This window comes from Solibacillus sp. FSL R7-0682, assembly GCF_038005985.1.
In the GTDB taxonomy this organism is placed as follows: Bacteria; Bacillota; Bacilli; order Bacillales_A; family Planococcaceae; genus Solibacillus.
This window is the reverse complement of sequence record NZ_JBBOUI010000001.1, coordinates 794,609-818,984: the sequence shown is the minus strand read 5'-3', so window position 1 is coordinate 818,984 and position 24,376 is coordinate 794,609. Positions and strand designations below refer to the sequence as shown.

Annotated in this window: 22 protein-coding genes; 9 read left to right on the top strand and 13 right to left on the bottom strand. The window is 37.7% G+C overall.

Annotation, left to right across the window (positions count from 1 at the left end; genetic code table 11):
* Positions 1-177: 177 nt before the first annotated feature.
* The 8 genes from ytaF to MKZ17_RS04090 all read right to left on the bottom strand — a co-directional run bounded on the left by ytaF (position 178) and on the right by MKZ17_RS04090 (position 6,063).
* Positions 178-819, bottom strand: a complete 642-nt coding sequence (gene ytaF, locus MKZ17_RS04125) for a sporulation membrane protein YtaF (protein WP_340722532.1) — start codon at positions 817-819, stop codon at positions 178-180.
* 154 nt (positions 820-973) lie between these two features.
* Entirely contained in the window at positions 974-1,561 is a 588-nt protein-coding gene (locus tag MKZ17_RS04120; protein ID WP_340722531.1) for a histidine phosphatase family protein, read from the bottom strand.
* Between the two features lie 79 nt (positions 1,562-1,640).
* A complete protein-coding gene (locus tag MKZ17_RS04115) occupies positions 1,641-2,162 on the bottom strand; it encodes a TlpA family protein disulfide reductase (protein WP_340722530.1) in 522 nt (173 codons plus the stop codon).
* A complete protein-coding gene (locus MKZ17_RS04110; RefSeq protein WP_340722529.1) occupies positions 2,159-2,848 on the bottom strand; it encodes an ABC transporter ATP-binding protein in 690 nt (229 codons plus the stop codon). Before MKZ17_RS04110 ends, MKZ17_RS04115 begins: the two co-directional genes overlap by 4 nt.
* Entirely contained in the window at positions 2,845-3,651 is an 807-nt protein-coding gene (locus tag MKZ17_RS04105) for an ABC transporter permease (RefSeq protein WP_340722528.1), read from the bottom strand. The genes MKZ17_RS04110 and MKZ17_RS04105 overlap by 4 nt, the downstream gene beginning before the upstream one ends.
* Positions 3,648-4,109: a nitrous oxide reductase accessory protein NosL gene (locus tag MKZ17_RS04100; RefSeq protein ID WP_340722527.1), complete on the bottom strand. Its 462-nt coding sequence runs from the start codon at positions 4,107-4,109 to the stop codon at positions 3,648-3,650. Before MKZ17_RS04100 ends, MKZ17_RS04105 begins: the two co-directional genes overlap by 4 nt.
* Positions 4,106-5,374, bottom strand: a complete 1,269-nt coding sequence (locus tag MKZ17_RS04095; protein WP_340725496.1) for a right-handed parallel beta-helix repeat-containing protein — start codon at positions 5,372-5,374, stop codon at positions 4,106-4,108. The genes MKZ17_RS04100 and MKZ17_RS04095 overlap by 4 nt, the downstream gene beginning before the upstream one ends.
* Positions 5,375-5,415: 41 nt before the next feature.
* The gene (locus tag MKZ17_RS04090) at positions 5,416-6,063 is read right to left on the bottom strand and encodes a nitrous oxide reductase accessory protein NosL (RefSeq protein WP_340722526.1); all 648 of its coding nucleotides are present in this window, start codon (positions 6,061-6,063) and stop codon (positions 5,416-5,418) included.
* A gap of 450 nt (positions 6,064-6,513) precedes the next feature.
* On the opposite strand from MKZ17_RS04090, the gene MKZ17_RS04085 reads away from it, so the two are divergent.
* The 8 genes from MKZ17_RS04085 to MKZ17_RS04050 all read left to right on the top strand — a co-directional run bounded on the left by MKZ17_RS04085 (position 6,514) and on the right by MKZ17_RS04050 (position 15,767).
* A complete protein-coding gene (locus tag MKZ17_RS04085) occupies positions 6,514-8,832 on the top strand; it encodes an ABC transporter permease (protein WP_340722525.1) in 2,319 nt (772 codons plus the stop codon).
* Between the two features lie 4 nt (positions 8,833-8,836).
* Entirely contained in the window at positions 8,837-9,598 is a 762-nt protein-coding gene (locus MKZ17_RS04080; RefSeq protein WP_340722524.1) for an ABC transporter ATP-binding protein, read from the top strand.
* 84 nt (positions 9,599-9,682) lie between these two features.
* Positions 9,683-10,210 (top strand): DUF2179 domain-containing protein, encoded by a 528-nt coding sequence (locus MKZ17_RS04075; protein ID WP_340722523.1) that lies wholly within the window; start codon positions 9,683-9,685, stop codon positions 10,208-10,210.
* A gap of 221 nt (positions 10,211-10,431) precedes the next feature.
* Positions 10,432-11,664: an acyl-CoA dehydrogenase gene (locus tag MKZ17_RS04070; RefSeq protein ID WP_340722522.1), complete on the top strand. Its 1,233-nt coding sequence runs from the start codon at positions 10,432-10,434 to the stop codon at positions 11,662-11,664.
* Positions 11,661-12,437 carry an SDR family oxidoreductase gene (locus MKZ17_RS04065; protein WP_340722521.1) on the top strand — a complete coding sequence of 259 codons (777 nt, stop codon included), beginning with the start codon at positions 11,661-11,663 and terminating at the stop codon, positions 12,435-12,437. Before MKZ17_RS04070 ends, MKZ17_RS04065 begins: the two co-directional genes overlap by 4 nt.
* A 9-nt stretch (positions 12,438-12,446) precedes the next feature.
* Positions 12,447-13,022, top strand: coding sequence for a TetR/AcrR family transcriptional regulator (locus MKZ17_RS04060; protein ID WP_340722520.1), 576 nt, complete (start codon positions 12,447-12,449; stop codon positions 13,020-13,022).
* A 2-nt stretch (positions 13,023-13,024) separates the two neighbouring features.
* A complete protein-coding gene (locus MKZ17_RS04055) occupies positions 13,025-14,077 on the top strand; it encodes a phosphotransferase family protein (RefSeq protein WP_340722519.1) in 1,053 nt (350 codons plus the stop codon).
* 22 nt (positions 14,078-14,099) lie between these two features.
* Complete coding sequence (locus MKZ17_RS04050; RefSeq protein WP_340722518.1) at positions 14,100-15,767, top strand: long-chain-fatty-acid--CoA ligase; 1,668 nt, start codon at positions 14,100-14,102, stop codon at positions 15,765-15,767.
* Positions 15,768-16,119: 352 nt separating this feature from the next.
* Here MKZ17_RS04050 and MKZ17_RS04045 read toward each other — a convergent pair whose 3' ends face one another.
* The 4 genes from MKZ17_RS04045 to MKZ17_RS04030 all read right to left on the bottom strand — a co-directional run bounded on the left by MKZ17_RS04045 (position 16,120) and on the right by MKZ17_RS04030 (position 21,058).
* Positions 16,120-16,533 (bottom strand): hypothetical protein, encoded by a 414-nt coding sequence (locus MKZ17_RS04045; protein ID WP_340722517.1) that lies wholly within the window; start codon positions 16,531-16,533, stop codon positions 16,120-16,122.
* A 244-nt stretch (positions 16,534-16,777) separates the two neighbouring features.
* Positions 16,778-18,226 (bottom strand): M20 family metallopeptidase, encoded by a 1,449-nt coding sequence (locus tag MKZ17_RS04040; protein WP_340722516.1) that lies wholly within the window; start codon positions 18,224-18,226, stop codon positions 16,778-16,780.
* A gap of 2 nt (positions 18,227-18,228) precedes the next feature.
* Positions 18,229-19,521 carry an amidohydrolase gene (locus MKZ17_RS04035; protein ID WP_340722515.1) on the bottom strand — a complete coding sequence of 431 codons (1,293 nt, stop codon included), beginning with the start codon at positions 19,519-19,521 and terminating at the stop codon, positions 18,229-18,231.
* Positions 19,522-19,534: 13 nt separating this feature from the next.
* Positions 19,535-21,058 carry an AbgT family transporter gene (locus MKZ17_RS04030; protein ID WP_445326937.1) on the bottom strand — a complete coding sequence of 508 codons (1,524 nt, stop codon included), beginning with the start codon at positions 21,056-21,058 and terminating at the stop codon, positions 19,535-19,537.
* A gap of 109 nt (positions 21,059-21,167) precedes the next feature.
* Here MKZ17_RS04030 and MKZ17_RS04025 point away from each other — a divergent pair, with 109 nt between their 5' ends.
* Complete coding sequence (locus tag MKZ17_RS04025; RefSeq protein ID WP_340722513.1) at positions 21,168-22,481, top strand: hypothetical protein; 1,314 nt, start codon at positions 21,168-21,170, stop codon at positions 22,479-22,481.
* Between the two features lie 101 nt (positions 22,482-22,582).
* Here the strand turns inward: MKZ17_RS04025 and MKZ17_RS04020 are convergent.
* Positions 22,583-23,913, bottom strand: a protein-coding gene (locus tag MKZ17_RS04020; RefSeq protein ID WP_340722512.1) for an IS3 family transposase whose coding sequence is annotated in 2 segments (ribosomal slippage) — positions 22,583-23,538 and positions 23,538-23,913 — 1,332 coding nt in all. Because the reading frame shifts where the segments join, the coding sequence is not laid out codon by codon here.
* Positions 23,914-24,376: the final 463 nt, after the last annotated feature.

The window sequence follows — 24,376 nt, the reverse complement described above, 5'->3', positions numbered from 1 at the left end:
TTATTAGAAATCGAAGTTTAAAACTTTGAACTCTCACAACAACACTGTATGAGAGTTTTAGCGTTAAAATGAGTAAATAACAATAAATTTCTTCAAACAAATATGGACATAAATCTACTACCATATAAAAAGACGTTAATCTAAAATTAGATTAACGTCTTAAAATTAACTATTAATTTATAGTTTAAATATCCCAATTAACACTAAAGCAATTCCAGGTAGTATTGTGAGCTTTTTCATCCAACTTACATTGGATATAAGATTTCCAATTCTAATGCCTGCTAAAACAAAAATTGTACAAGAAACCGTTATGATAATAGAAAATAGTATTGGTGGTAGGTCGATTAAAGCTGCCCCAACGCCTGCCCCAAACGAGTCTAAGGATAAGGCTAAACCTAAAAATAAGGCTTCCCTACTACTTATATTCCCAGACCGATCAAAATCAGCCTCCATTGGCTTTTTAAGGATTTTAATAATGATTGCAAATGCTTTCACTTCAAATTTAATAACTTTGTAATCTGATTGTTCTTGGCTTTCTGTATTCGTTTTTTGTGAAGTGAAAAACTGGTACAGAACCCAAATTCCGATTCCAATTAGTATAATTCCGCCTAGTCTTTGCCCTGTTCCATATGAAATAAACTGTTCGATTATTGATCCAATTCCCATTGCAAGCAATAACACTAGAAATGTACATGATGAAATTATCAATAATGATTTAAAAGGAATCGATACTTTTCGCATTCCATATGTTAATCCTACTGTTAAGCTATCAAGACTTAATGCAAATCCTAAAAGTAATATTGATAGTAACTCACCCATTATTTGCTCCTTTCATTAAATCATCTTTTTATGTTATGAATTAGGGCTACACAATGTCACCTTGATAATTTTACAAACTGGATTACAGAAGCATTTTTTTGCAAAAAAACGCATACTAAGACTCACTTAGCATGCGTTTTGTGTAAGATTTATGTTAATTCTTTAATACTTCTAAATGCTCCATACAATTAAATAAATGGCATTGCTTTTCATGCTCAGTTAGCTCAAGAATTGACAATGCTGTGTTACCAATATCGTGTGAATAATCGCTCTCTGGGAAAAGGTAATGTACTATTCTAGAAATAAGGCCTCCATGACTGACAACGAGAACCTTTTTATCTGGAAATGCCTGTTGGACTTCATCTAAAAACGATAGTCCGCGCGCGATAATTGCCTCTGGTTTTTCGAAGCCCATATCAAGCTCCCTCCAGTTAGTGCCCCATTTTGCGACACGTTCTGTTTCCGTTGTACCTTCAATCATTCCACCGCAAATCTCACTTAAGCGTGGATCTGCGATGAATTGTATATGCGGTTGTTTGGCAGCAATAATTTCTGCTGTTTTCTTGGCACGAATTAATGGGCTTGTATAGATGACATCCCATTGTTCCTTTGCAATTCTTTCAGCCACTCGTTCAGCCATTGCAATCCCTTCTTCATCTAATGGAACGTCAGTGCTTCCTTGTGCTCTTCCTTCTTTATTCCAGGCTGTTACACCATGTCGGATAAAGCCGATGATTGTCATGTTCATTCCTCCTTTACTACTAATTGTAACGGGAAAACTAAATATTAACCATTATTTTACTTTTAAAAATATCGATTCATTATTCTATAGACTCCACAACCTCAGTTAAGAAAGCTTCCTCCATCGGCCCCACAAATTCTTGCACAATCACGCCTTCTTCATTAAGGAAAATTGTTGTTGGAATGGTGAAAGCACCGTACATCGTACTCACATCACCAGTTTCATCAAGTAAAACCGGGAAAGTTATTTGATGTTCGTTTGCAAATTTCTCCACATCTTTCCTAACATCTTTTGACGTAATATTCACAGCTAAAATTTCGACCATATCTTTATTATTTTCGTAAAACGTCTGTAAATGTGGTGCCTCCATTTGACAAGGGCTACACCATGATGCCCAAAAATTTAGGATTGTTATTTTCCCTCTAGTATCCTTTAATTCCACGATTTTCCCATCTAAAGTTGGTAATTTAAAATTTGTTGCTTCATGTACATTTTCAGTTTTTGATTCAATGATTGTGTTATTATTTATTTTTTGTATAACATTCCAGCTAAGTAGAATAACTAAGACGCCTACAATTAAAAATCCTATTTTATTCTTCATTGATAATGTTCCTTTTGTGTCAATTGCAACCACAGTTGTTCTAACTTGTTGCACTGATACTTCGCTAGTAACGCTCCGATTGCCCCTTGCTCTAATACTTTTCCTTCATGGATGATAATAACATGATCCGCAATTTCCTCTGCAAGAGTTAAAAGATGGGTTGAAAACAAGACGATATGTTTTTTCTTTTTTTCTTCTATTAAAATTTGCTTTAAAGTAGCAATCCAAAAAGGATCCAATCCGTTCGTTGGTTCATCTAAAATATAAAATTGACCTTCCCCTAATAAACTTTGAGCTAAATTTAAACGTTGACGCATCCCTTTTGAATACTGAGATACTTTTAAATGCCCCGCTTCTTGTAGTCCTACTTTTTTTAATATAGTAAAGCGACTATCTTTCTTTACACCTTTTAATTGACCTAATAGGGCTAAAATTTCATTCGCTGTTAACGTATCTGGAAATGTTAAATCATCGGGCATGTAGCGTAAAGACTCATCCACAACACCTTCCACTACTCCACTATCACTAGTTAGTTGATTGGTAAGTAGTTTAATGATAGTACTTTTCCCTGCACCGTTCGCTCCCACAAGTGCCACAATCTGCCCTTCTTCTAACGTAAAACTAATATGCTCAATGCCTCGATTTTTTTTGAAGCGCTTTGTCACGTCTTTTAAATGGATTGTCATACTGCACCTCTTTTCTTTAAAATAAACGTTGCGAGGAGTAATGGGCAGATTATCCACAATACTGTAAACAAACTATAATAAAATAAACCAATCGTAGAATCATAAAACTTCACTACTTCATAAAAGGCCGGTCCTAATATAGCAGATTGATTCGTAAAAACAAAATAGCTAAAGCGCATCCACTCAAGCGGGTTTAAATGCATATTAACAATAATGAACCCCTTTAATAAATGTTCGGGAATAAGTGTTCCAATCGCCATAATTACATAAGATACAATTAATGAAATAGCTGACCAGATGCCAAGACCTATTGCTAATGCATGTAAACGATTTTTCGCTAAGCTACCTGTAAGTGTGCCAAGCGAAGTAAATAAAAGTAGCATAAGGAAAATGAGTAGTAAAATCGACCATTGCAATGTAATCCCACCAAATAGACTACCAATTAAAAGGGAGACACTAAGTGCAAGTAACGTCATGACTGAGAAAATTAAAAATAACCCAATCCACTTCGTAAAGACATACTTGCCATTAGTAATCGGATAAGTACGTAGCAAATTCAGCCAGCCCGATTCAATATCAGAAGCAATACTCATTGCACCTATTGTTAACATAAATAGTGGTAATAGGAATAAAAGTAAATTTAGTAGTGCTGCAGACTGCCGTGTAAAGCCTGCCACATCTGGCATCGCTAATTGCTGAATAAGCAATACCGCAGTAAAGGTGAGGACAAAGAGTATTGTAACGATTTGCAGCCATTTACTACGGATTAATTGCTTACATTCAAGCAAAATTAAGTTCATCATGAATGTGTATGGATTCCCCATTCAAAACTGTCTAAATCATCGTAACTTAAAAGTTCCCCTTGTCCGTTTTCTTCCATATATAAATTTGCATTTTTTTCAGTACTGAATGCTAATACTCCGTAGTTCATTGGTGTCCAATAGTTTGCATTGTAGACGTATACAGCATCTTTTACATTAATCCATGTATGCGATTGCTCATCTTTTATAAATGCTGCACCAATGTTATCTTCGCCGTTTTCCATAATGTATTCCATTAAGCAGCCTAAATCATCAAATACTAAATGGTCATTATTTTTAAACACAATTTGACCTGCATAATCGATGTGACTAATAGACATATTGCATATTTCACATACGTCTGTTTCAGCTGAAATTTCCTTCGGTTCATATTCTTTCGAAGAACAACCAACTAGTGCAATTACTATTAACGCTAAACTTACGTACCATTTCCAATTCATTGTAATTTCCTCCATCCAAAGCTAATTAGTACAATGCTAGAGAATCCTAAAATAAGCTGCCACCAAACAATCTCCCTTTGCAGATTTGTATTTAATGTCGCGATTTTTGGCAATGGATCTACTAATAAGGCAGTGTCCGTTGTTTCGGTTTCATGATCCATTTTGTTTAATAAGACAACACTTGGTGACTCAATAAAATATTGATAGACCGGCTTTCGTACCATCCATTGACCGAAGCTTGTATAGGTTTGATGTGGCGTATCGCCAATACCATTACCATCAAAATCATAGCCGTCATAATCGTCATACATATTATTTTCTAAAATAAAGCCCGCTTTATCAGAGCGTGCAACTAAAATATTGCCGTTAAAAATATTGTTTCTCACTTCAACAGCTGGAGATTTTTCCGCTTCAAACACGGTTCCATTTGATTGGAACAAGTTATGTTCAAATGTCGTGTCGCTTACACGATTCCAGACAGTTGCCACTGTATTTTCAAAAAAATCATTTTGTTGTATCGTTGCCTGTTGCACATCATACAAATATAAACCGTTACTATTCAATGCAAGCTGGCGAAGAACGGTATTGTACGATACATCTAGCTGATTGATGATCATCAACATAAGGCCCGTTACATTATTTGAAACGGTATTATACTGTAACGTCACTTCGCTACCGTACATAAAGTGCAAACCGTAGCGTCCACTCTCACTAATCGTATTCGTTACTTTAATATTTTCAATTCGTTCAAAATACAGACCGTCTTGCACATTTTGTACTTTTACATTGTCAATTTGAATACCTTTACTTTCATATATTTCATAGCCATTTGGTTTTTTTGAAAAGTGTGCTTCTTTTAAACCCGTCATATAGTTATGTTCAATGACAAGCTGGTTCATTTTTCTTAGCTCCACACCTTCGTCTTGAAGCGAAAATGTTAATTTACTTAAAGTTAACCCTATAACTTCATTTGCAAAAATTGGTTGTTGCACCGTTTTAAACGTAATATTCTCAAGCTTCACATCTGCTGTTTTCTCAATACTTATTCCGGTTGTTTTTGATTCAATTACTGTACCTTCAACACCGATAATTGTCAGTGGTTTGTTAATTAATACTGGACCGGCGTACGTTTTCGCCTTTAATGTCAGGACGCTATTAATAGGGGCTTCATCAATTAATTGCTGTAGGTTTTCTGCTGCATTCGTTTTATTGGCGAAGGGCAAAACTAGCATGAAAACGAAGAGCATAATCGTTTTTTTTAACATAAGTAGCACAAAAAGCACCCCTTAAAAAGGGCGCTTTCTTCTTATTCTCCGTTGTCTTCTTTAGTAGAAGAATGTGATGCTTCCCCTTCGCCGTGAACATGTCCATCTTCTGAATCATGCGCATCAACATTCGTGCCAGCTTTCATTTTCGCTTTACGACGTTCTAGCGCTTGTTGGCGAACTTCCGTATAAGAAGTTAATTCAGACCCTTCATTTTCAGTAATATAGGCATTTGCATCCTCTTCATATTTAAAGAAAATATACCCCCAGTTCATTGGTGACTTTAATTGAGTTTTTACGATATATGCTTGTTCAACGTTAAACCAGTTTAATGTATTGTAATCACGAACAAATTTTTCGTTTACTTCTACATTTGCAAATTCTGCATTTAGTAAACATCCGATATCATCATAAAAAGCGATTGAACCGTCTGCTTTAATTGCCTGTGCTGAAAACACACCCATTTCATGATCTTTTGTATATACTTTCATGTTGCACATCGCACAAACAGTCTCCTCAGTTGGCTCTTGTAAACGTTCATCCTGTGTCCATACTTTTTCTACCAACACTTGTTTGCTTTCTTCTTGTGTTTTTTGTTCATTATCCACTGGTTCCGAAGTTGATTTTTCATCATTACATGCTGCTAAAAATAATGCTAACGAACCAATTACTAATATGCGTTTATACATTTCTTCTACCTACCTTTTTCTTATTTCCTATAACATAACAGGCAATTGTGAAATAAGTATGTTCTATCTATGACAAGAAAATAACTATATTGAAAAATTATTGTGAACATTATCTTGTTAGTAGCCTCGTGGAAACTAAAACCACCATAATATCCACTTAAAATTTGCGTTCACATTTCCTCCCTATTTAGTTTTTTAGCTCAATAAATTATGAAACTTTTGGAAAATAAATACTGTATATATAGCGGGAGGCGATTATATAGAATATTTCATTTGGGATGAATGTATCGTTAATTAGTATTCTCGTATCCTTCGCAAGTGGAGATTGAGTAAAGATTAACTACGCTCATGTTTTATTATTTACTGTATATGAATAGTTATTAAGTGACATTGCTATGGGATTTGTTCATTAATTGATCACGATTTCACGTATTAAAACAGAGGTGACTTATGTATTTCAGAATAATCCGTAATGACATGTTAAAAAGTAAAGTGATAACGCTAACAACAATGTTATTTGTTGCTTCAGCAGCTATGCTTGTTTCTCTCGCTGCGATCCTTATGGTCAATCTATCAGGTGCACTTGACACGCTGATGACAAAAGCGAAAACACCCCATTTTATGCAAATGCATTCGGGAGAAATTGATTTTGTAAGGCTTAATTCTTTCGCACAGCAAAATAGCAATGTCGATGATTTTCAGATAGCTGAGTTTCTCAACATCGATGGTGCTCAAATTATTTTAGGAAACCGTTCGCTTGCATCTAATGTTCAGGATAATGGCTTCACTGTTCAAAACGAGAACTTTGATTATCTTCTTGACCTGAATGGAAACATCATACATGTAGCCGATGGAGAGGTGTATGTGCCAATCAATTATATGCGGGACGAATTAACGAAGATTGGTGATCAGGCATTAATAGGAGGCAAAGAATTTACTGTTGCAGGTTTTCTACGCGATTCACAGATGAATTCTACGCTTTCTGCATCCAAAAGATTTCTTATAAGTGAAAATGATTATGCGAAAATAAAAACTTTTGGAAATCTAGAATATTTGATTGAATTCAGATTAAAAGATGTATCTAAGCTGAGTGCTTTTGAAACAGCTTATGCTTCTGCAGGACTAGAAGCAAATGGACCAACAGTTACTTATAAACTCTTTAAAATGATGAATGCTCTGTCAGATGGCATGATGATTGCCGTCATACTTCTAATTAGTGGTCTAGTCGTTAGTATCTCATTTATGTGCATACGTTTTACGTTGCTCGCTAAAATTGAAGACGACTATCGCGAAATTGGGGTTCTAAGGGCCATTGGGTTACGTGTTTCAGATATTCAGAAAATTTATCTTGCAAAATACACAGCGATTGCTGTAGTTGGAAGTGTCCTCGGCTTTTTACTGTCCACCCTATTCAAGGGAATGCTGCTTAAAAATATACGTCTAACTATGGGTGAAAGTGAAAATTCCTCTATGGCCAACGCTTTAGGTGTTCTCGGTATTTTACTTGTATTATTTTTAATCGTTGCCTATGTAAATCGTGTACTAAAACGTTTCCGAAAAATATCCGTTGCCGAAGCCATTCGTTTTGGTATTTCGCAAGAAAATAATGCACATTCAAAAGGTTTTATGTTAAGCAAAAATAAGTTCTTTAACACAAATGTGTATCTCGGTATAAAGGATATTCTTTCAAGGAAAAGACTTTATGCTACGATGCTAGCAGTGTTCGTAATTTCGTCGTTTATATTAGTCGTTCCCCAAAATTTGTACAACACAATTTCTTCTAAAAGCTTTATTGGATATATGGGGATTGGTAACTACGATATGCGGATAGATATACAGCAAACAAACAATATTTCAGAAAAAGCTGTGGCTATTGCCGAGAAGATGAAAAATGATCCTACTATTTCAAATTACGCTGTTTTTACCACAAAGCTTTTTAAAGCAAAAATGGCAGATGGGACAGAGGAAAATATTAAAATTGAATTCGGAGATCATTCTTCGTTTCCTATTGAATATTCAGAAGGTAATGCACCTGAAGTAGAAAATGAGATTGCCCTTTCGACAATGTATGCAGATGAGATGAACAAAAAGGTCGGGGATATCATCACACTAATAATTGATGGAAAAATGAAAGAGCTAAAAGTAAGCGGAATCTATTCTGATATTACGAACGGTGGAAAAACCGCAAAAGCAACATTTCCAAACAATTCCGCAAACATTTTATGGAGCATTATTTGCGCTGACATTTCAAATCCTTCTTTAGTTGCAACTAAAGTTTCCGAGTATACGAACAGTTTTAATTTCGCGAAAGTTTCAGATGTGGATGACTATATACTTCAGACATTTGGCTCGACAATTGACTCGGTTAAGGTAGCCTCTAACGCTGCAATTGCCATTGCGATTAGCATAACGATATTGGTCACATTGTTATTTATGAAGCTTCTTGTCGCAAAGGATCGATATTCTATAGCGGTAATGAAGACATTTGGTTTTACAAACACAGATATTAAAGTACAGTATGTTTCACGAGCGATGTTTGTTGTATTCGTTGGAATTATTATAGGGACATTTTTAGCAAACACGCTTGGAGAGACACTTGCAAGTTTCGCGATTTCTTCATTTGGAGCATCGTCGTTTAAGTTTGAGATTCATTCACTGAAGACGTATTTATTTATTCCGCTATTGTTGCTATGCACGGTACTCATCGCAACAATCATTGGAACTTTTGGTGCGGGACGAATAAAAATTTCAGAAAACATTAAGGGGTAGGTATATGAATACAATTGTTAACGCTGAACAACTCGTAAAATCATTCGGTGAAGGAAATGAAATGCGTCACATTCTAGACGGTGTCTCCGTTCAAATAAATGAAGGCGAGTTTGTTGCAGTGATGGGACCATCAGGATCAGGAAAAACAACATTAATGTTTGCCTTAAGTGGAATAGATAATGTTAATACGGGAAAAGTCGTTTTTGACAATAAAGATTTATCGAACATTGATGAAGAGAAGCTTTCTGATATTCGTCGAAAAAAAATAGGATTCGTTTTTCAGCATCCTACTCTACTTAAAAATTTGACTATTTTAGATAATATTATTCTTCCTGCAATGCGCGACAATCGAAAAAATGCTGATAAAATTTTGAAAAAAGCACGTGAACTTATGAAAAGAGTCGGTATTTCGGATCTTGAAACACGTGATATTACACAGGCTTCCGGTGGTCAGCTGCAGCGAGCAGGCATTTGCCGAGCTCTAATAAATAGCCCTAAAATTATTTTCGGTGATGAGCCAACAGGTGCGCTCAATTCTCAATCAGCCAAGGAAATAATGGATCTATTTTCTGAAATCAACGCAGAAGGTACTACCATCATGCTTGTTACGCATGATGCAACGGTTGCTGCACGAGCGGAACGCATTCTTTTTATGCAAGATGGAACTATTGTGAGCGAAATGAAGCTTCCAAAATTTGATGAGACAGTTGAGTTGGAGAAAAGAATTGAAAAGGTACTCGTTAAAATGCGGGAAATTGGGGTATAAAATTTGTATCGGTATTAAATTATAGATCCGATGCTAAAATTCCACTCCTTGTGGGCATACTCTGTAGAAAAGGATTCGATTCATTTGAAAGAAATATTACTCATATTACTACTTCAACTTATATATGTCCCATTATTTACGCTTCGTACGATTTTCCTTGTAAAAAATATTACGATGCTCGCAGCACTGATCGGCATTGTAGAGATGCTAATTTATGTATTTGGTCTGTCACTTGTTTTTAGTGGGGATCAGGGGTTTCTCGCAATGGCCGTTTATGCAATCGGCTTTGGTCTTGGCATTATTATTGGAACGCGCATTGAGCAAAAGCTTGCAATTGGCTATATATATGTAACGATCAATACGCAAAGTCGTAATGAGCAATTGATCAAGGTTATTCGAGATGAAGGTTTTGCGGTTACAACTTACGTAGGCGAAGGACGCGATAGTCAGCGTTATAAATATGAAATCTTAACTAAACGTAATCGGGAGAAGGAATTATTTATGCTCATCGAACATCATGAACCAAGTGCATTTATTATTTCCTATGAGCCAAAGTCATTCAAAGGTGGATTTTTGGTTAAACGTATGAAGCAACATAAAAAGCATAAATAATAAGTCCTTCTAAAACTTAGTGCAGCTCATGCGCTAAGTTTTTTTAGTTCTCACTATCCTACATGAATATGCCAAAAAACAAAACACACTCGTCTCCTACGCCCATTCTATAAAAATTAATTATTTTACAATAAAATTGCATAAGACAGAATATTTATGTTAATTTATAGAAAATAAAACATACCAACCGGTTAGTATGTTTACAAAGGGAGGATGAAGTTATGCATTTCGCCTACTCAGAAAAGGTGCTTGCATTGCAAGAAAAGCTAACAAAATTTATGGAGGAATATATTTACCCAAATGAGCTGGCCTATGAGGAATACGTCAATGCTCAAGCCAACCGTTGGGCAAGCGTTCCCCCATTTATGGAGGTCCTCAAGCAAAAAGCAAAAGAACAAGGTTTGTGGAATTTATTTTTACCTGATAGTGAATACGGTATGGGGCTGACGAACTTAGAATATGCGCCACTTTGTGAAATTATGGGACGCTCGCATATTGCACCTGAAGTATTCAATTGTGCGGCACCGGATACTGGCAATATGGAAGTGCTCGTTCGCTATGGGTCCGAAGATCAGAAAAAACAATGGCTTGAGCCACTATTAGCAGGTGATATTCGATCATGCTTCGCGATGACTGAGCCAGCTGTCGCTTCTAGTGATGCGACAAATATTGAAGCGAGCATTGTGCGAGATGGGGATGAATACGTTATTAACGGGCACAAGTGGTGGTCATCTGGTGCAGGCGATCCACGCTGTAAAATTGCAATTTTTATGGGTAAAACCGACCCAAATGCGGCAATTCATGAGCAGCAATCCATGATTTTAGTACCGATGGACACACCAGGTATTAAAGTAGAGCGACCGCTAACCATTTTCGGCTATGATCATGCACCACATGGCCATATGGAAGTCACTTTTACAAATGTGCGTGTACCTGTAGCAAATCTACTATGGGGTGAAGGAAAAGGCTTTGCGATTGCGCAAGGGCGCTTAGGTCCGGGACGCATCCATCATTGTATGCGATTAATTGGATCAGCAGAACGTGCTATTGAAGAAATGTGCAAGCGTGTACAGCAGCGTGAGGCATTTGGAAAAAAGCTCGCTCATCAAGGCGTCATTCAGGATTGGATTGCGCAGTCTCGCTTGGAAATTGAACAGGCACGACTGCTGACTTTAAAGGTTGCCTACATGATGGACACAGTTAGTAATAAAGAGGCAAAACAAGAAATTGCGATGATTAAAGCCGTTGCACCGCAAATGGCCTTCAACGTCATTGACCGCGCTATTCAAGCTTTCGGTGCTGCTGGTGTTAGTGAGGACACCCCTCTTGCTTTCCTTTGGGTTCAAGCTCGTACACTTCGACTAGCAGATGGCCCAGATGAAGTACATCGTGCACAAATTGCCAAGCTCGAGCTAAAAAAACAACAAGCGTTAAGGGAGAGTGTAAATATATGAGCGTTTTAGAGCTATTTAAATTAACGGGTAAAACAGCCATTATTACAGGTGGTGGACGAGGCTTAGGTGCTCAAATTGCACAAGGCTTTGCCGAAGCAGGCATCGCAAACTTAGTGCTCTGCTCACGCAATCAGCAGGCATGCCAGGAAGTAGCAGATGAAATCGCGCAAGTATTTCCAGTGAAAACAATAGCTCTTGCCTGTGATGTGACAAACCCTGAAGATGTAAAAGATGTTGTAGCCAAAGCGGTCGAGGCATTCGGCACAATTGATATTTTAGTTAACAATAGCGGCACTTCCTGGGCAGATAAGGTGGAAAATATGGCAAAGGAAGCTTGGGATAAGGTGATGAATATTAACGTAACCGGCACCTTCTTAATGAGTCAGGAAGTCGGCAAAGTAATGATTTCACAAAAACAAGGCAAAATCATTAATATTGCCTCTATTGCAGGCTTCGGTGGTACACCAGAATTTATGCAAACGATTGCTTATAACACGAGTAAAGGCGCTGTCATAACCTTTACGCAGGACTTGGCAGTGAAATGGGGGCGTCATAATATTTGCGTCAATGCGATTGCACCGGGCTTCTTCCCAACAAAAATGTCGAGCCAATTAATCGAATACGGCAAGGAGCAAATTCTAACATTAACACCATTGAAACGATTGGGTAATGATCAAGATTTAAAAGGCGCGGCTGTTTACTTAGCCTCTGCTGCCTCTGACTATGTTACAGGTGATGTATTGGTCGTAGATGGCGGTGTCAGTGCCTTATAGGAGGACCAAATGAAACAAAAAATTATCGATAATAGCATTTTACTATTCGAAAAAAAGGGTTTTTCTGCTACATCCATTCAAGATATCGTCGATTCATTGGACGTCACAAAAGGAACGTTTTATTACTACTTTTCAAGTAAAGAACAATTGCTCATGGATATTCATGACGACTATATTACGGATTTACTTGCGCGCCAGGCTAAAGCTGTCGTTAATGTGAAAACAAATCGAGAAAAGTTAGAGGCTACTGTTTATTTGTTACTAACTGATATAGAGCAAAAAGGCGCTGAAGGACGTGTTTTTTTCCGTGAAATTCGGCATTTAGATCACCGACATGCAGCACAAATTCGTGAAAAGCGCGATACATTCCGCCAACGAATTGTTCATATTTTACAGCAAGGTATCGAAACAGGAGAGTTTCGGACACAGCTACAAACAGACATGCTCTCTTTTGCCATACTAGGCATGACAAACTGGAGCTATCAATGGTACCACCCAGCTGGGGAAATTTCGCCAAAGCAGTTAACAATTATTTTTGTCGATTTAATTTTACATGGCGTAGTACCAACTAGTGAGGAGATGTGAATATGAAGGATACAATCGCAGTACGTAATGGTGAGGAGTTAGATGTAGCACGCATTGCACGATTTTTGCATGCACATATAGCAGAACTACCCGATGCACCAGTTGACATTGAGCAATTTGGAACAGGACACTCTAATTTAACGTATTTAATTCGATGTGCTGATTTTGAAGCAGTACTGCGTCGTCCACCGCATGGACCAATCGCACCAAAAGCGCATGATATGGAACGAGAGCATGCCATTTTAACATCGCTCTATAGTGTATTTCCTGCCATTCCAAAGCCGTACGTATTTTCCAATGATAGGTCTGTAGTTGGCAGTCCATTTTTTGTAATGGAACGTCGAAAAGGCATCGTCCTTGATACAGAATTTCCCGAGCATGTCTCGTACTCACCAGAAATCGGACAGCGGATATCTAAGATGATGGTCGAGACATTAGTTGACTTGCATGCGATTGATTATACGAAGACGGCACTCGCTTCGATGACGAAACCAGATGGGTTTATGGAACGCCAGGTAGTAGGCTGGATTGGTCGTTATGAGCGTGCGAAAACCGCTGATATCGCTGAGGTAGAGCAGCTAAAAATATGGTTACTGACACATATTCCAGCACAGTCAGAGGCAACTGTGATTCATTACGATTACAAACTAAATAATATGATGTTTTCCGATGACTTTGAACAAGTGACCGGTCTATTTGATTGGGAAATGACGACGGTTGGGGACCCGCTTGCAGATGTTGGCGTTGCATTATGCTATTGGCTACAGGCAGATGATCCCCCATTACTAAAAGCAGCACTAGGCAAACCGCCTGTCACAGTGTTAGAAGGCTTTTATACTAGAGCTCAATTTGTGCAAGCCTATGCCGAAAAAAGCGGTCGTGACATGTCCAATATCGATTTCTATTTAACATTTGCGTATTTTAAATTAGCCGTAATCGGGCAACAAATTTATGCGCGTTATAAAAAGGGGCAAACGAATGACCCGCGCTTTGCCCAGCTCGGTGTACTAGTAGATAATTTAATGAAGTATGCGTTAATGACGGTGACAAAGTAATTCATAACAAGGGAGATGGAAAATGGGTACACAGCATTTTAAATTTTGGCCAAGTCGCGTATCAAAAGTATTAGCAATTCCAGAAACAACGATATATGAAAACCTTGAAATTACCGCAAAAAAATATCCGAATAAGGACGCGATTTACTACTATGGAGCAAGTTACACTTACGCAAGCATATTAGAGCAAGTAACATATGTTGCTGGTTACTTAGAGCAGGAGCTTGGTGTCAAGCCTGGCGATAAAGTGTTATTATTTATGCAAAATTCCCCACAATTCGTAATTGCCTACTACGCTATTTTACGCGTACGCGGGATTGTTGTACCGATTAACGCCATGTGTACAACGGAGGAATTAGCATTCTATGTACAAGATTGCCAAATTAAACATGCTATTATCGGGCAAGAGCTATTAATAAAAGTAGCACCATTAAAGCAAACGACAACACTTGAGCATATTGTTGTCGCAGCGTATTACGACTATATCGCTCCTGCACATGTTGTGGGCGAATTGCCGCCCGAAGTACTCACAGCTCCGCAACCATTGGAAAATGACCATGTATGGCAAACTATATTAAAAAAGAAATTGATTCCATCACCATTTACAGGTGTCAGCGATGATATTATCGTATTACCCTATACATCTGGTACGACAAGCTTGCCTAAAGGCTGTGTGCATACAAATAAAACAATCCAGGCGAATACTTTAGGCGCGTTCCACTGGGCGACGTATACATCAAATTCTGTATCACTTGCAGCATTACCACTGTTCCATATTATGGGGATGATTCATTGTATGAATACGCCAATTTATGGTGGTTCTGCAATTGTCATTATGACACGCTGGCACCGTGATACAGCTGGTCAGCTCATGCAAGCATGCGGCGTTTCGCACTGGATTAATATTAGCACGATGCTAATCGATTTCTTATCAAATCCAAACTATGTACAGTATGATATTTCCCAATTGAAGCTTACTGGTGGTGGCGGTGCTGTACTACCTGCTGTCGTTGGTGAAAAACTATATGAACTGACAGGCTTACGTTACGTGGAAGGCTATGGTTTATCCGAAACAGCATCGCAAACGCATTTCAACCCTCCTGATCGCCCGAAAATGCAGTGCTTAGGCATTCCTTCTTTCGGTGTTGAATCACTCATTATCGACCCTATTACGTTACAGGAAGTATCTGTCGGTGAGGAGGGTGAAATTATTGTACGCGGTCCGCAGCTATTTAACGGCTACTATAATCGTGACGCGGAAAATCAAGATTGCTTTGTTGAAATAAACGGCGAGCAATACTTCCGAACAGGTGATATCGCAAAGGTGGATGAGGAAGGCTACTACTTCATCGTAGACCGTGTCAAACGAATGATTAACGCGGCCGGCTTTAAAGTTTGGCCAACAGAAGTAGAAACAGTGCTCTATAAGCATCCTGCCGTTCAGCAAGCATGTGTTGTCGGAATACCCGATGAAATCCGTGGTGAAAATGTTAAAGCATTCGTTATTTTGAATGAAGAAGCAAAAGGTACAGTAACCGAGCAAGATATTATCGACTGGTCAAAGACGCAAATGGCTGCGTATAAATACCCACGGCTCGTAGAATTCCGCGATCGCTTCCCAACAACAAGCAGCGGGAAAATTTTATGGCGTCAACTTCAAGAGGAAGAAAAAACAGTTGCTAAATCATAATCAAGGGCGAATTATTCCTCCAACTTGATAAAGGGTACGCAACTATCAATCGAAACATTGGTGATAATACATTTTTGACATGAAAAAACTCCCTATTAGAAAAACAGATTTTAATTTTATCTGTCTACCTAATAGGGAGCACAATAATCAACCAACTCAACTATTTCCGTGAATTAAATTGACTAACCCAACCCCTAGATTAAAGCCCATCACTATGTGCAAAAATATCCCTGTCACTACACTCATAATCGTTCCTAGCGGTTTGTCGAGGTAAAAACATCACTGTTTACTTGAGTCAATTGAAAAGATGAATTTAACAAGTTACAAAGCAGACTTCCATTTATTCTGTTTGCTAACTTTCAATTTCTATAAATTCTTCATGCTTGAAGATCATTGACGTTGCTGCACGCCCATCCGCTTTACCACCCCATAAAGCAACTACAATACCATTTGCTTCATCCGCTTCTGTATTACCATCAACTACAACACGGAGCATAGTATTAGCAGTAAACGTATTTGGACCAGCATTTACTCTTAAAACCGCGCCATCCCTAGCTGGTATAACTACTCGCTGACGGAAAATTTCAACTTCTTGTGGTGTAGCAGGATATAAATCTGAAGTATCACAAACATATACTATTACAGTTGCAGCTACTCTACGATTTGCCACGTTATCCATACCGATTAACAGGAATTCTACTACCCCATTATTCGTCCCATCCACAGATCTAGGCACAACAAATGGTCCTGAAGTAATTCTTGCCATAAATAATTCCCTCCCTTCAATTTGATAATCTATCTTATGCTCTTATTTTGTTATGGGGTTGGATAAATTACTTAGTATAAACAGAGAAGTATAATAGAGTTGATAGGCACGTTTTATATAAATTAGTTCTATTTATCATAGACGTGTACCTAAATTCCCCCTATCAATAATAAATTGAAATTAAGCAAAAACTACCTAGGGCTTCACACATCCCTAGGTAGTTTAATTCTCTAAATCTATTTATTTATGCTTCTCCAAGTGCATTCGGCTTAATCATTGGAGGAATAGGATTTACATACTGACCCTTCGTTTGTTCGAGTAATTCTTTTTTTGCTTCGATAATAAGTTCTGGATTTTCAAAAAGCTCGATTGCGCTTAATGCTAATACTTCACCAGCGTATAGTAAGCCTTTATGGGCTAAGCTTGTTTTCCCTTGTGACACTAGCTGCCATGTGTGAAGTGGCGTACCAAAGACAAAGCAAGTCGTAAAGAATTGAGCGGTAGGTACTACCCAGCTTACATCCGCAACATCCGTCGATCCAGCCATCGTTAATTTGGACTGTTCATATGGGATGATTTCTTCAAAGAACGGAGTAGTTAAATCGTCAATTCGAAGCGTGTCTTCCATTGAGCCTGCAAGTTTTTTTACTTCCTGTTTTGCAGATGCAATTTCGTTCGGTGACAAAGTTGCCACCATCTCCTTCGCATACTTTAACTCTTCCTCATTATAGCTTGGTAATCCAACCTTTTGAAGATTTTTAAACACTACCTTATTTAACGTGTCATTTGGTAAATAATTCGAACAAGCTTTATCAAATTTCACCTTTACCTTTGTTTCAGTCATTAAAGCAGCACCTTCAGCAATTTTCACTACCCGTTTATAAACATCGTCTACCTCTGCAATATCCTTGCCACGAATTAAGTAAAGTACTTCTGCTTGTGATTGCACGACATTTGGCGATCTTCCACCAGTGTTTGTTACCGCATAATGTAATTTAGCGCTTGTAGGAATATGTTCACGTAAATAGTTTACACCTACACTCATTATCTCTACAGCATCTAGTGCACTCCGCCCTAAATCAGGAGAGTTGGCTGCATGAGAAGCAATCCCTTCAAACTCAAATGATACTTGATAGTTTGCTAAGGAAGAAAAACTAAAAATACCCGTGAAGGAATTAGGGTGCCATGTAAGTGCTAAATCCACATCATTGAACACTCCTTCACGCACCATAAAGGTTTTACCCGAACCGCCCTCTTCTGCTGGACAGCCATAGTAATGAATTTGACCGTTTACGCTTCCTTGGTCAATCAACTCTTTGATGATCATAACAGCCGCAATCCCCGCCGTACCTAGGAGATTATGACCACAGCCATGCCCGTTTGCACCATTTACAAATGCATCACGAATAGGGGTTCCAGGTTTTTGATTTAATCCTGGTAGTGCGTCATATTCTCCTAAAATACCGATAACGGGACCTGTTGAACCATATTTTGCAACAAAGGCTGTTTCAAGCCCACCAATTCCTACTTCTACATGAAACCCCATTTCACGTAAATAGCCCGTGAGCAGTTCCACAGACTGATGCTCCTGAAAACGTGTTTCAGCAATTTCCCAAATACGGTCTGACAGGTTAATAATGGACTGTTCGTATTTGGCTCGAATATTATCTACTTCTTGTTGTACGCTCTCCATGCTTAATTCTCCTCCTCATAAACTTGGAAAACTGAGTTTAACCAAATTTCTATTGCAGTTAACATATCTTCTTCGTCTATATCGAAATATTCATTATGGTGACCAGCTGCTAATTGTGTCCCCATAATGGAATAGCATGCGAGCCCACCATTTTCCTGAACGCGCTTCATTAAAAAGGTCGCATCTTCTGAGCCAGCTTTGAAATTTTTATATTCTATGACAGGAACGTCTAAATGACTAGCCGTTTTTGCTAAAATCTTAGCTAACTTTATATCAGATGGAATACTAATCGCATAGCCAACCTTTTCATAAGACACATTTACATCATACATTTGCGCGGCACCTTGGAAAATATGAAGTAACTGTTGCTCATAATAGTCATTAATTTCTGTCGTTTCCCCACGGACTTCGACTTGCATTGTCGCAATGGAAGGAACAATATTACGACCAAGTCCTGCATTTAATGTTCCCACATTTACTCGACTTGCCCCACTACTGTGAGCAGGGAGACTATGAATAGCTAACACAGACTGCGCACTTGCGAGTAAAGCGTTTTTCCCTTGTTCTGGGAAGGCGCCTGAATGGGCGGCAACACCAGTAAAGGTTACATCATATTTGGATGTGGCTAAAAAGCCGTCACTTCCTGCAACAAATGTTCCCTTTGCTATGCCTGTTCCAATATGAAGTGCACATAAGTATTGAATGTCATCTAAAAGCGGAGAGGGAGCGACTGCAGATCCCCCGCGTACGCCTTCTTCTGCCGGCTGAAAAATAATTTTTATTTTACCTTTAAGTTTTTCCTTATGTAGCATAAGTTGCTCAGCTAAACCGAGACCAATTGTAATATGACTATCATGGCCACAAGCATGCATATACCCTTCTATTTTCGAACGGAAGCCTCGTTTTTGAGGTACATGTGCCACATCGGACGCTTCGGTAATTGGAAGTGCATCGATATCAACACGAAAGGCAATTGTAGGGCCTGGCTTCCCGCTATCAAGTGTTGCGATCACACCTGTATAGCCGCCCTCCATTTTTTCTAACCATTTGGTTGAAACGCCAGCTAATTTTGCTGCTTGATAAAAGTGGTCGATCTCGTTTTGAGAAGGTAGCCCAAGACGCTCACCCGCAATAATTTCTTTTCCAACCTTTAAGTCAAATCCCCAAGCCTCTAATAGATTAGCTATTGTAGCTGACGTTCGGAATTCTAACCAACCAGGCTCTGGGTATTGATGAAAGTCCCTCCGCCATTGGATAAGCGTATTTAAATAATCCTCTGATAGCTTTATCGTCATGATGTAGCACTCCCTAGTTTAGTAAATAATTTACCCCAGGACCGATTGGGATATTAAAGAACACAAACACAAGCATTAAAATAATCCATGCAATTAAGAAAACAATTGTATACGGAATCATTAGAGACATGAGCGTTCCAATTCCAGCCTTTTTGTTATAAACCTGCATGAAACCAAGAATAATCGCGAAATACGTATTTAATGGTGTTACCATGTTAGTAGAAGATTCTCCAACACGATAGGCAAGCTGAATGAAGGCTGGATGATAACCAAGTACCATAAACGTAGGGACAAAGATTGGCGCTACTAATGACCATAATGCTGAACCACTTATAATGAATAAACTTAAAATCGCCACTAATAAAACGAATAGAACAACAGCAAAGACATTCGTTAAGTTAATCATTATTAAGAAATCCGCTAAATGAACAGCCATCCATGTTGCGATGTTTGTCCAGTTAAAGTAGCCGATAAATTGGCCAATCATAAAGATTAAAACGATATAGCTTGATAAATCTTTAATCGCTTCTGCCATAATATTCGGAACATCCGCAGGTTTCTGAATTTTCTTAACAGAGACACCATAAGTAATCCCTGTAATTAAGAAGAATGCAAATAAAATTGGTACAATTCCTGATAAGAATGGTGAACGTAAGATCGTTCCATCATCATTTAATAATGGTGAATTTGGCATCACCATAAGCCCAACAATTACGCCGATATAAAGAACAGCTGCAATTCCAGTATTACGAAGTGCGCGGTTTTCTAAAGAAGTTAATTCTGTGTTCGATGCTTTTTTCTCACCTTTATATGCACCTAATCGTGGTTCTACGAATTTATCTGTAATGACTGCTCCAAGAAAAGCTAGTAGGAACGTAGAAGCACTCATGAAGAACCAGTTATCAAGCGGTGTAACAACAATATTTGGATCAATTGATTTTGCAATTTCAGTAGAAATCCCAGATAATAATGCGTCAGTTCCTGCAATTAAAATATTTGCCGTAAAGCCAATTCCTGCACCGGCTAAACCTGCTGCCAAACCTGCAAGTGGGTGACGTCCAAGGGATAGGAAGACTAAAGCTGCTAATGGCGGAATGACTACGAAAGCTGCATCAGAAGCAACATTTCCTAAAATTCCGATAAAGACAACCATAAATGTCACAATTCGTTTTGGTGTTTTTGTAATTGCCTTTGTCATCAATGCTGAGAATAACCCAACTTTTTCAGATAGCCCAATCCCCAACATCATTGTTAATACAAGCCCAAGTGGCGCAAATCCTGTAAAATTTGTTAATGTATTAGAGAGGATATAACGAATCCCTTCTTGCGAAAGTAGATTCTTAACAACAACTTCTTCTCCCGTACTAGGATGTAGAACAGTTGCCTGCATTGTTCCTAAAATAAAAGAAATAAAGACTACAATTAATGTAAGATATAAGAATAGTAAAAAAGGATGAGGTAGTTTGTTACCTATTTTTTCGACAACATTTAAAAACTTATTAAATGCGCCAGAGTTTTTTGGTTCAAGCTGTTGCATTTCCATTAAATTTCCCCCTTTTTATTTTCGGACATTTTTTACAATGTCTTAAAATTAATTTAAACTAGACTGAAAATTAACACAACATTTTTTTTTGGAGGAATGAAAATTGTATAAGATTTGTGCATTTTCGACAATATATTCGCATAAATGGATGAAAAAAATATACGACTTAAACATACCTAATGTAGAGTTTGAGGTAATAATCTATGAAAATTTAAGTAATTTAGAGAATTTATTTACCGGAAATTATTTAAAGTTTGATGGCATTGTATTTAGTGGTCAGATTCCTTATTTACATATCCGAAAAACTTTACAAAAGGAAGCTACTCGAATCCCTTGTATGTTCTTTGATATAACTGAGAGGGATTTTTATTACAAACTAGCTGAAGTTCAATATAACGATCCAACCTTCCATTTTAATGAGTCGATTATCGATTTTATTTATGAGGAAAACAATTATTTAGGATTAAAGGCATGGCTGCCAGAGGACAATTTCCCCTACCTACTTAGTGAGACAATCCAAGTATTTGGCTTAACGAACGCCTATGAAGTAGTAAGTAAGAGGCATTTACAACTGCTAAAGGAAAAGAAAGTGCGCTACTGTTTTACAAGATTAACAAATCTCTACACTTATTTTGATGAAGTAGATGTCGAACCAATTTTGGTCGTACCGACAGAAAAAAGTATGGAGTCTACTTTGCAAAAATTAATAAAAGAAATCGAATTAATTAGCTTGAAAAATAGTCAAGTTGTATGTGGGCATTTAGTCTTTTCTTATATGGCGAATGATATGCAAGAGTTTGAATATCGCCAAATTGCCTTGTATAAGGCAATTTTGGACTTTAATCGAAAATCTGCCATCTCTCTTATTAGTTATCGAAATGCCATTCACTATGAAATCATTACGAATTATGGCGATTATGTTAATATCACCAACAACTCAACAAACTGTTCTTTAGCAAATTTTTTACGCCAAGAGCTCCCATTCAAAGTTCGTATTGGTTGGGGTATCGGAAAAACACTTCAGGATGCACAAATTCAAGCAGAAACCGCATCAACCTATTGTAATGACAGTGTAACGGAAAGCTATGTTCTAACAAGGGAAAATCAATTAGTTGGCCCATTAGAAGGAGAAAATTTCTTAATTTTGTCCGAGGATACGTCGGTCATGATTGATGATATCGCTAGCAAAACAAATATTTCCTCATTCCAATTACAGAAAATTTATACACTAATGACCATGCTAAAAAAGGATGAGCTAACGGCAGATGAAATTAGTTTGCATTTATCCATTACTACGAGAACGGCAAACCGTTTACTAAAGAAGCTAGAAGAATGCCAGTATGCAACTGTTCAGACGAATGTAGTGCATAAAGGAAAAGGAAGGCCTAAAAATGTGTATAAGGTGAAGTTTTGGTAGAGAGTTAACTAATTTTTAGCATAAACAAAACAGTGACATTCCCCCACTGAACTGAACCCTATTTTGTAGACAGTTTAATAAAAAACAAGATAGCCATTTAATTAGGCTGCGATTAGATGACTTCGGTAACTCGCCGGAGTCATCTTTTTTAATGTCCATTGCTTTCTTGTGTGGTTGTAATGCGTGATATAGTCAATGACTTGTGTATGTAGCTCCGTGAAACTTTCAGCTTCATGATAATCGACTTCATCTTTAAAATGACCAAAGAACGATTCCATTGGCGCATTATCTAGACAGTTTCCTCGACGTGACATAGATTGTTTTAACCCCATGTCTTTCACAAGCTTCTGAAATCCTGGATGCGTATAATGAAACCCCTGATCCGAATGAATCATTGCTTCCGGATGAAGATTCCCATCCAAATGATGTTTTAATTGTTCAAGTGTTTCATAAACAATCGACAATTTAAGAGTAGTAGCTAGTTTATACGCAACGATTTCTCTTGTTGCGACATCTTTTACACATGATAAATAAGCCGTACGGCCACCCTTATATTGGAGATAGGTAATGTCTGTTAAGAAGACTTTTCCTGGCTCGTCTTGTTTGAATGCCCGATTTAAGTAATTTGGAATTTGACGATGTGCTTCATTCGCTTTTTCTATAAGTCGATAAGGATTGGCACGACGAACCTTCGCATACAAATTAAATTTACGCATCAATCGAAGAATTTTTTTATGGTTCATCGGTTTCCCTAATTGGTCCACCAGTTCCATATAAAACCCTCGATAACCAATTTTGCCTTTTGCTTCATCATAGATTACTTTTAGTAAAAGATAATCTTGATAATCAGCTTCTTCACGTAATGAATGTTTCTCCATATTTTGTCGCCATTTATAGTAACCACTCGAGCTGACATTTGCTACTTCACAAAGATACCGTGTCATATTTTTGAGTTGAAATAATCGAATCGTTTCACTGATTGCTTGATATTTTTCTTTGGGTGTTAAAAACGATTCTTCTTCGCCTGCCTTTCCATTTCGTCGAGCTTTTTTAAGAGCGCTAGCTCTGCTTCCAATAGATGAATACGAGCTTCTGCTTTCTCTAACTTTTTATCAGCTGATAATTTTTCGGCACGTGGGCGACCTGTACTGCCTTTTCCACGACGCTCTTGTGTAAAACCATCCTCACCGTATGTTTGATAAATTTTCTTCCACCTATGAACAGCACTTTGAACTTTTTTAATCCCGATGATTTCTAAATCAAAGCCTGCAGCTTTGAAGATTTCGGTAGGCCCTTTGCCTTTTAGATTTTCTTGAACAGCTTTTAATTTGAAAGCTACTGTATATTGAATAGATCGATCGGTTATCAAAACGACATTTGGATTCTGTTCAATTTGTCGACGTTGATGTTCGTTAAAAATTATTTTACTCATGATGTTCTCCCGTTCTTAAATCGTATGGTCAGTATAACGGGGATTTCTAGGAATGAAAATAGAAAAAACCCCGAATAGGTCACTTTTTTCTAAAGTGTCTACTATTCGGGGTTCAGTTCACACCGGAACATCACTGTTTTTTCATTTTTTTTCTTTTTTGGCTAAGAAAATCTATTTTCGAACACCGTACGTAGTAGAATACTTCACGTAACCTTTCGTAACCTTACAAATAACTACACTACATGCTGTACAATAACCTGAGCCATCTTGCATATCTACATATGAATAACAGTTAGGACACTGTTTTTGACTTAAATTGTTCAATTCATTCACCTACTTAAAAATTGCGATACATCCCATCATACACAATTGTTACGTAGTTTTCACGTAATTAAATGAAACTATTTTTCTTTGTACACTACCTGGTAAGTACTGTAACACGGCTATGGAAAAAGAATTTTCC

Excerpts from the sequence above, each read along its gene's own strand:
- MKZ17_RS04045 (WP_340722517.1), bottom strand. The coding sequence starts at position 16,533 with ATGGCAAGAATTACTTCAGGACCATTTGTTGTGCCTAGATCTGTGGAT.
- MKZ17_RS04090 (WP_340722526.1), bottom strand. The coding sequence starts at position 6,063 with ATGTATAAACGCATATTAGTAATTGGTTCGTTAGCATTATTTTTAGCA.
- MKZ17_RS04100 (WP_340722527.1), bottom strand. The coding sequence starts at position 4,109 with ATGAATTGGAAATGGTACGTAAGTTTAGCGTTAATAGTAATTGCACTA.
- MKZ17_RS04040 (WP_340722516.1), bottom strand. The coding sequence starts at position 18,226 with ATGGAGAGCGTACAACAAGAAGTAGATAATATTCGAGCCAAATACGAA.
- MKZ17_RS04105 (WP_340722528.1), bottom strand. The coding sequence starts at position 3,651 with ATGATGAACTTAATTTTGCTTGAATGTAAGCAATTAATCCGTAGTAAA.
- MKZ17_RS04095 (WP_340725496.1), bottom strand. The coding sequence starts at position 5,374 with ATGTTAAAAAAAACGATTATGCTCTTCGTTTTCATGCTAGTTTTGCCC.
- MKZ17_RS04060 (WP_340722520.1), top strand. The coding sequence starts at position 12,447 with ATGAAACAAAAAATTATCGATAATAGCATTTTACTATTCGAAAAAAAG.
- MKZ17_RS04085 (WP_340722525.1), top strand. The coding sequence starts at position 6,514 with ATGTATTTCAGAATAATCCGTAATGACATGTTAAAAAGTAAAGTGATA.
- MKZ17_RS04110 (WP_340722529.1), bottom strand. The coding sequence starts at position 2,848 with ATGACAATCCATTTAAAAGACGTGACAAAGCGCTTCAAAAAAAATCGA.
- MKZ17_RS04070 (WP_340722522.1), top strand. The coding sequence starts at position 10,432 with ATGCATTTCGCCTACTCAGAAAAGGTGCTTGCATTGCAAGAAAAGCTA.
- MKZ17_RS04035 (WP_340722515.1), bottom strand. The coding sequence starts at position 19,521 with ATGACGATAAAGCTATCAGAGGATTATTTAAATACGCTTATCCAATGG.
- MKZ17_RS04055 (WP_340722519.1), top strand. The coding sequence starts at position 13,025 with ATGAAGGATACAATCGCAGTACGTAATGGTGAGGAGTTAGATGTAGCA.
- MKZ17_RS04080 (WP_340722524.1), top strand. The coding sequence starts at position 8,837 with ATGAATACAATTGTTAACGCTGAACAACTCGTAAAATCATTCGGTGAA.
- ytaF (WP_340722532.1), bottom strand. The coding sequence starts at position 819 with ATGGGTGAGTTACTATCAATATTACTTTTAGGATTTGCATTAAGTCTT.
- MKZ17_RS04120 (WP_340722531.1), bottom strand. The coding sequence starts at position 1,561 with ATGACAATCATCGGCTTTATCCGACATGGTGTAACAGCCTGGAATAAA.
- MKZ17_RS04050 (WP_340722518.1), top strand. The coding sequence starts at position 14,100 with ATGGGTACACAGCATTTTAAATTTTGGCCAAGTCGCGTATCAAAAGTA.
- MKZ17_RS04065 (WP_340722521.1), top strand. The coding sequence starts at position 11,661 with ATGAGCGTTTTAGAGCTATTTAAATTAACGGGTAAAACAGCCATTATT.
- MKZ17_RS04115 (WP_340722530.1), bottom strand. The coding sequence starts at position 2,162 with ATGAAGAATAAAATAGGATTTTTAATTGTAGGCGTCTTAGTTATTCTA.
- MKZ17_RS04030 (WP_445326937.1), bottom strand. The coding sequence starts at position 21,058 with ATGCAACAGCTTGAACCAAAAAACTCTGGCGCATTTAATAAGTTTTTA.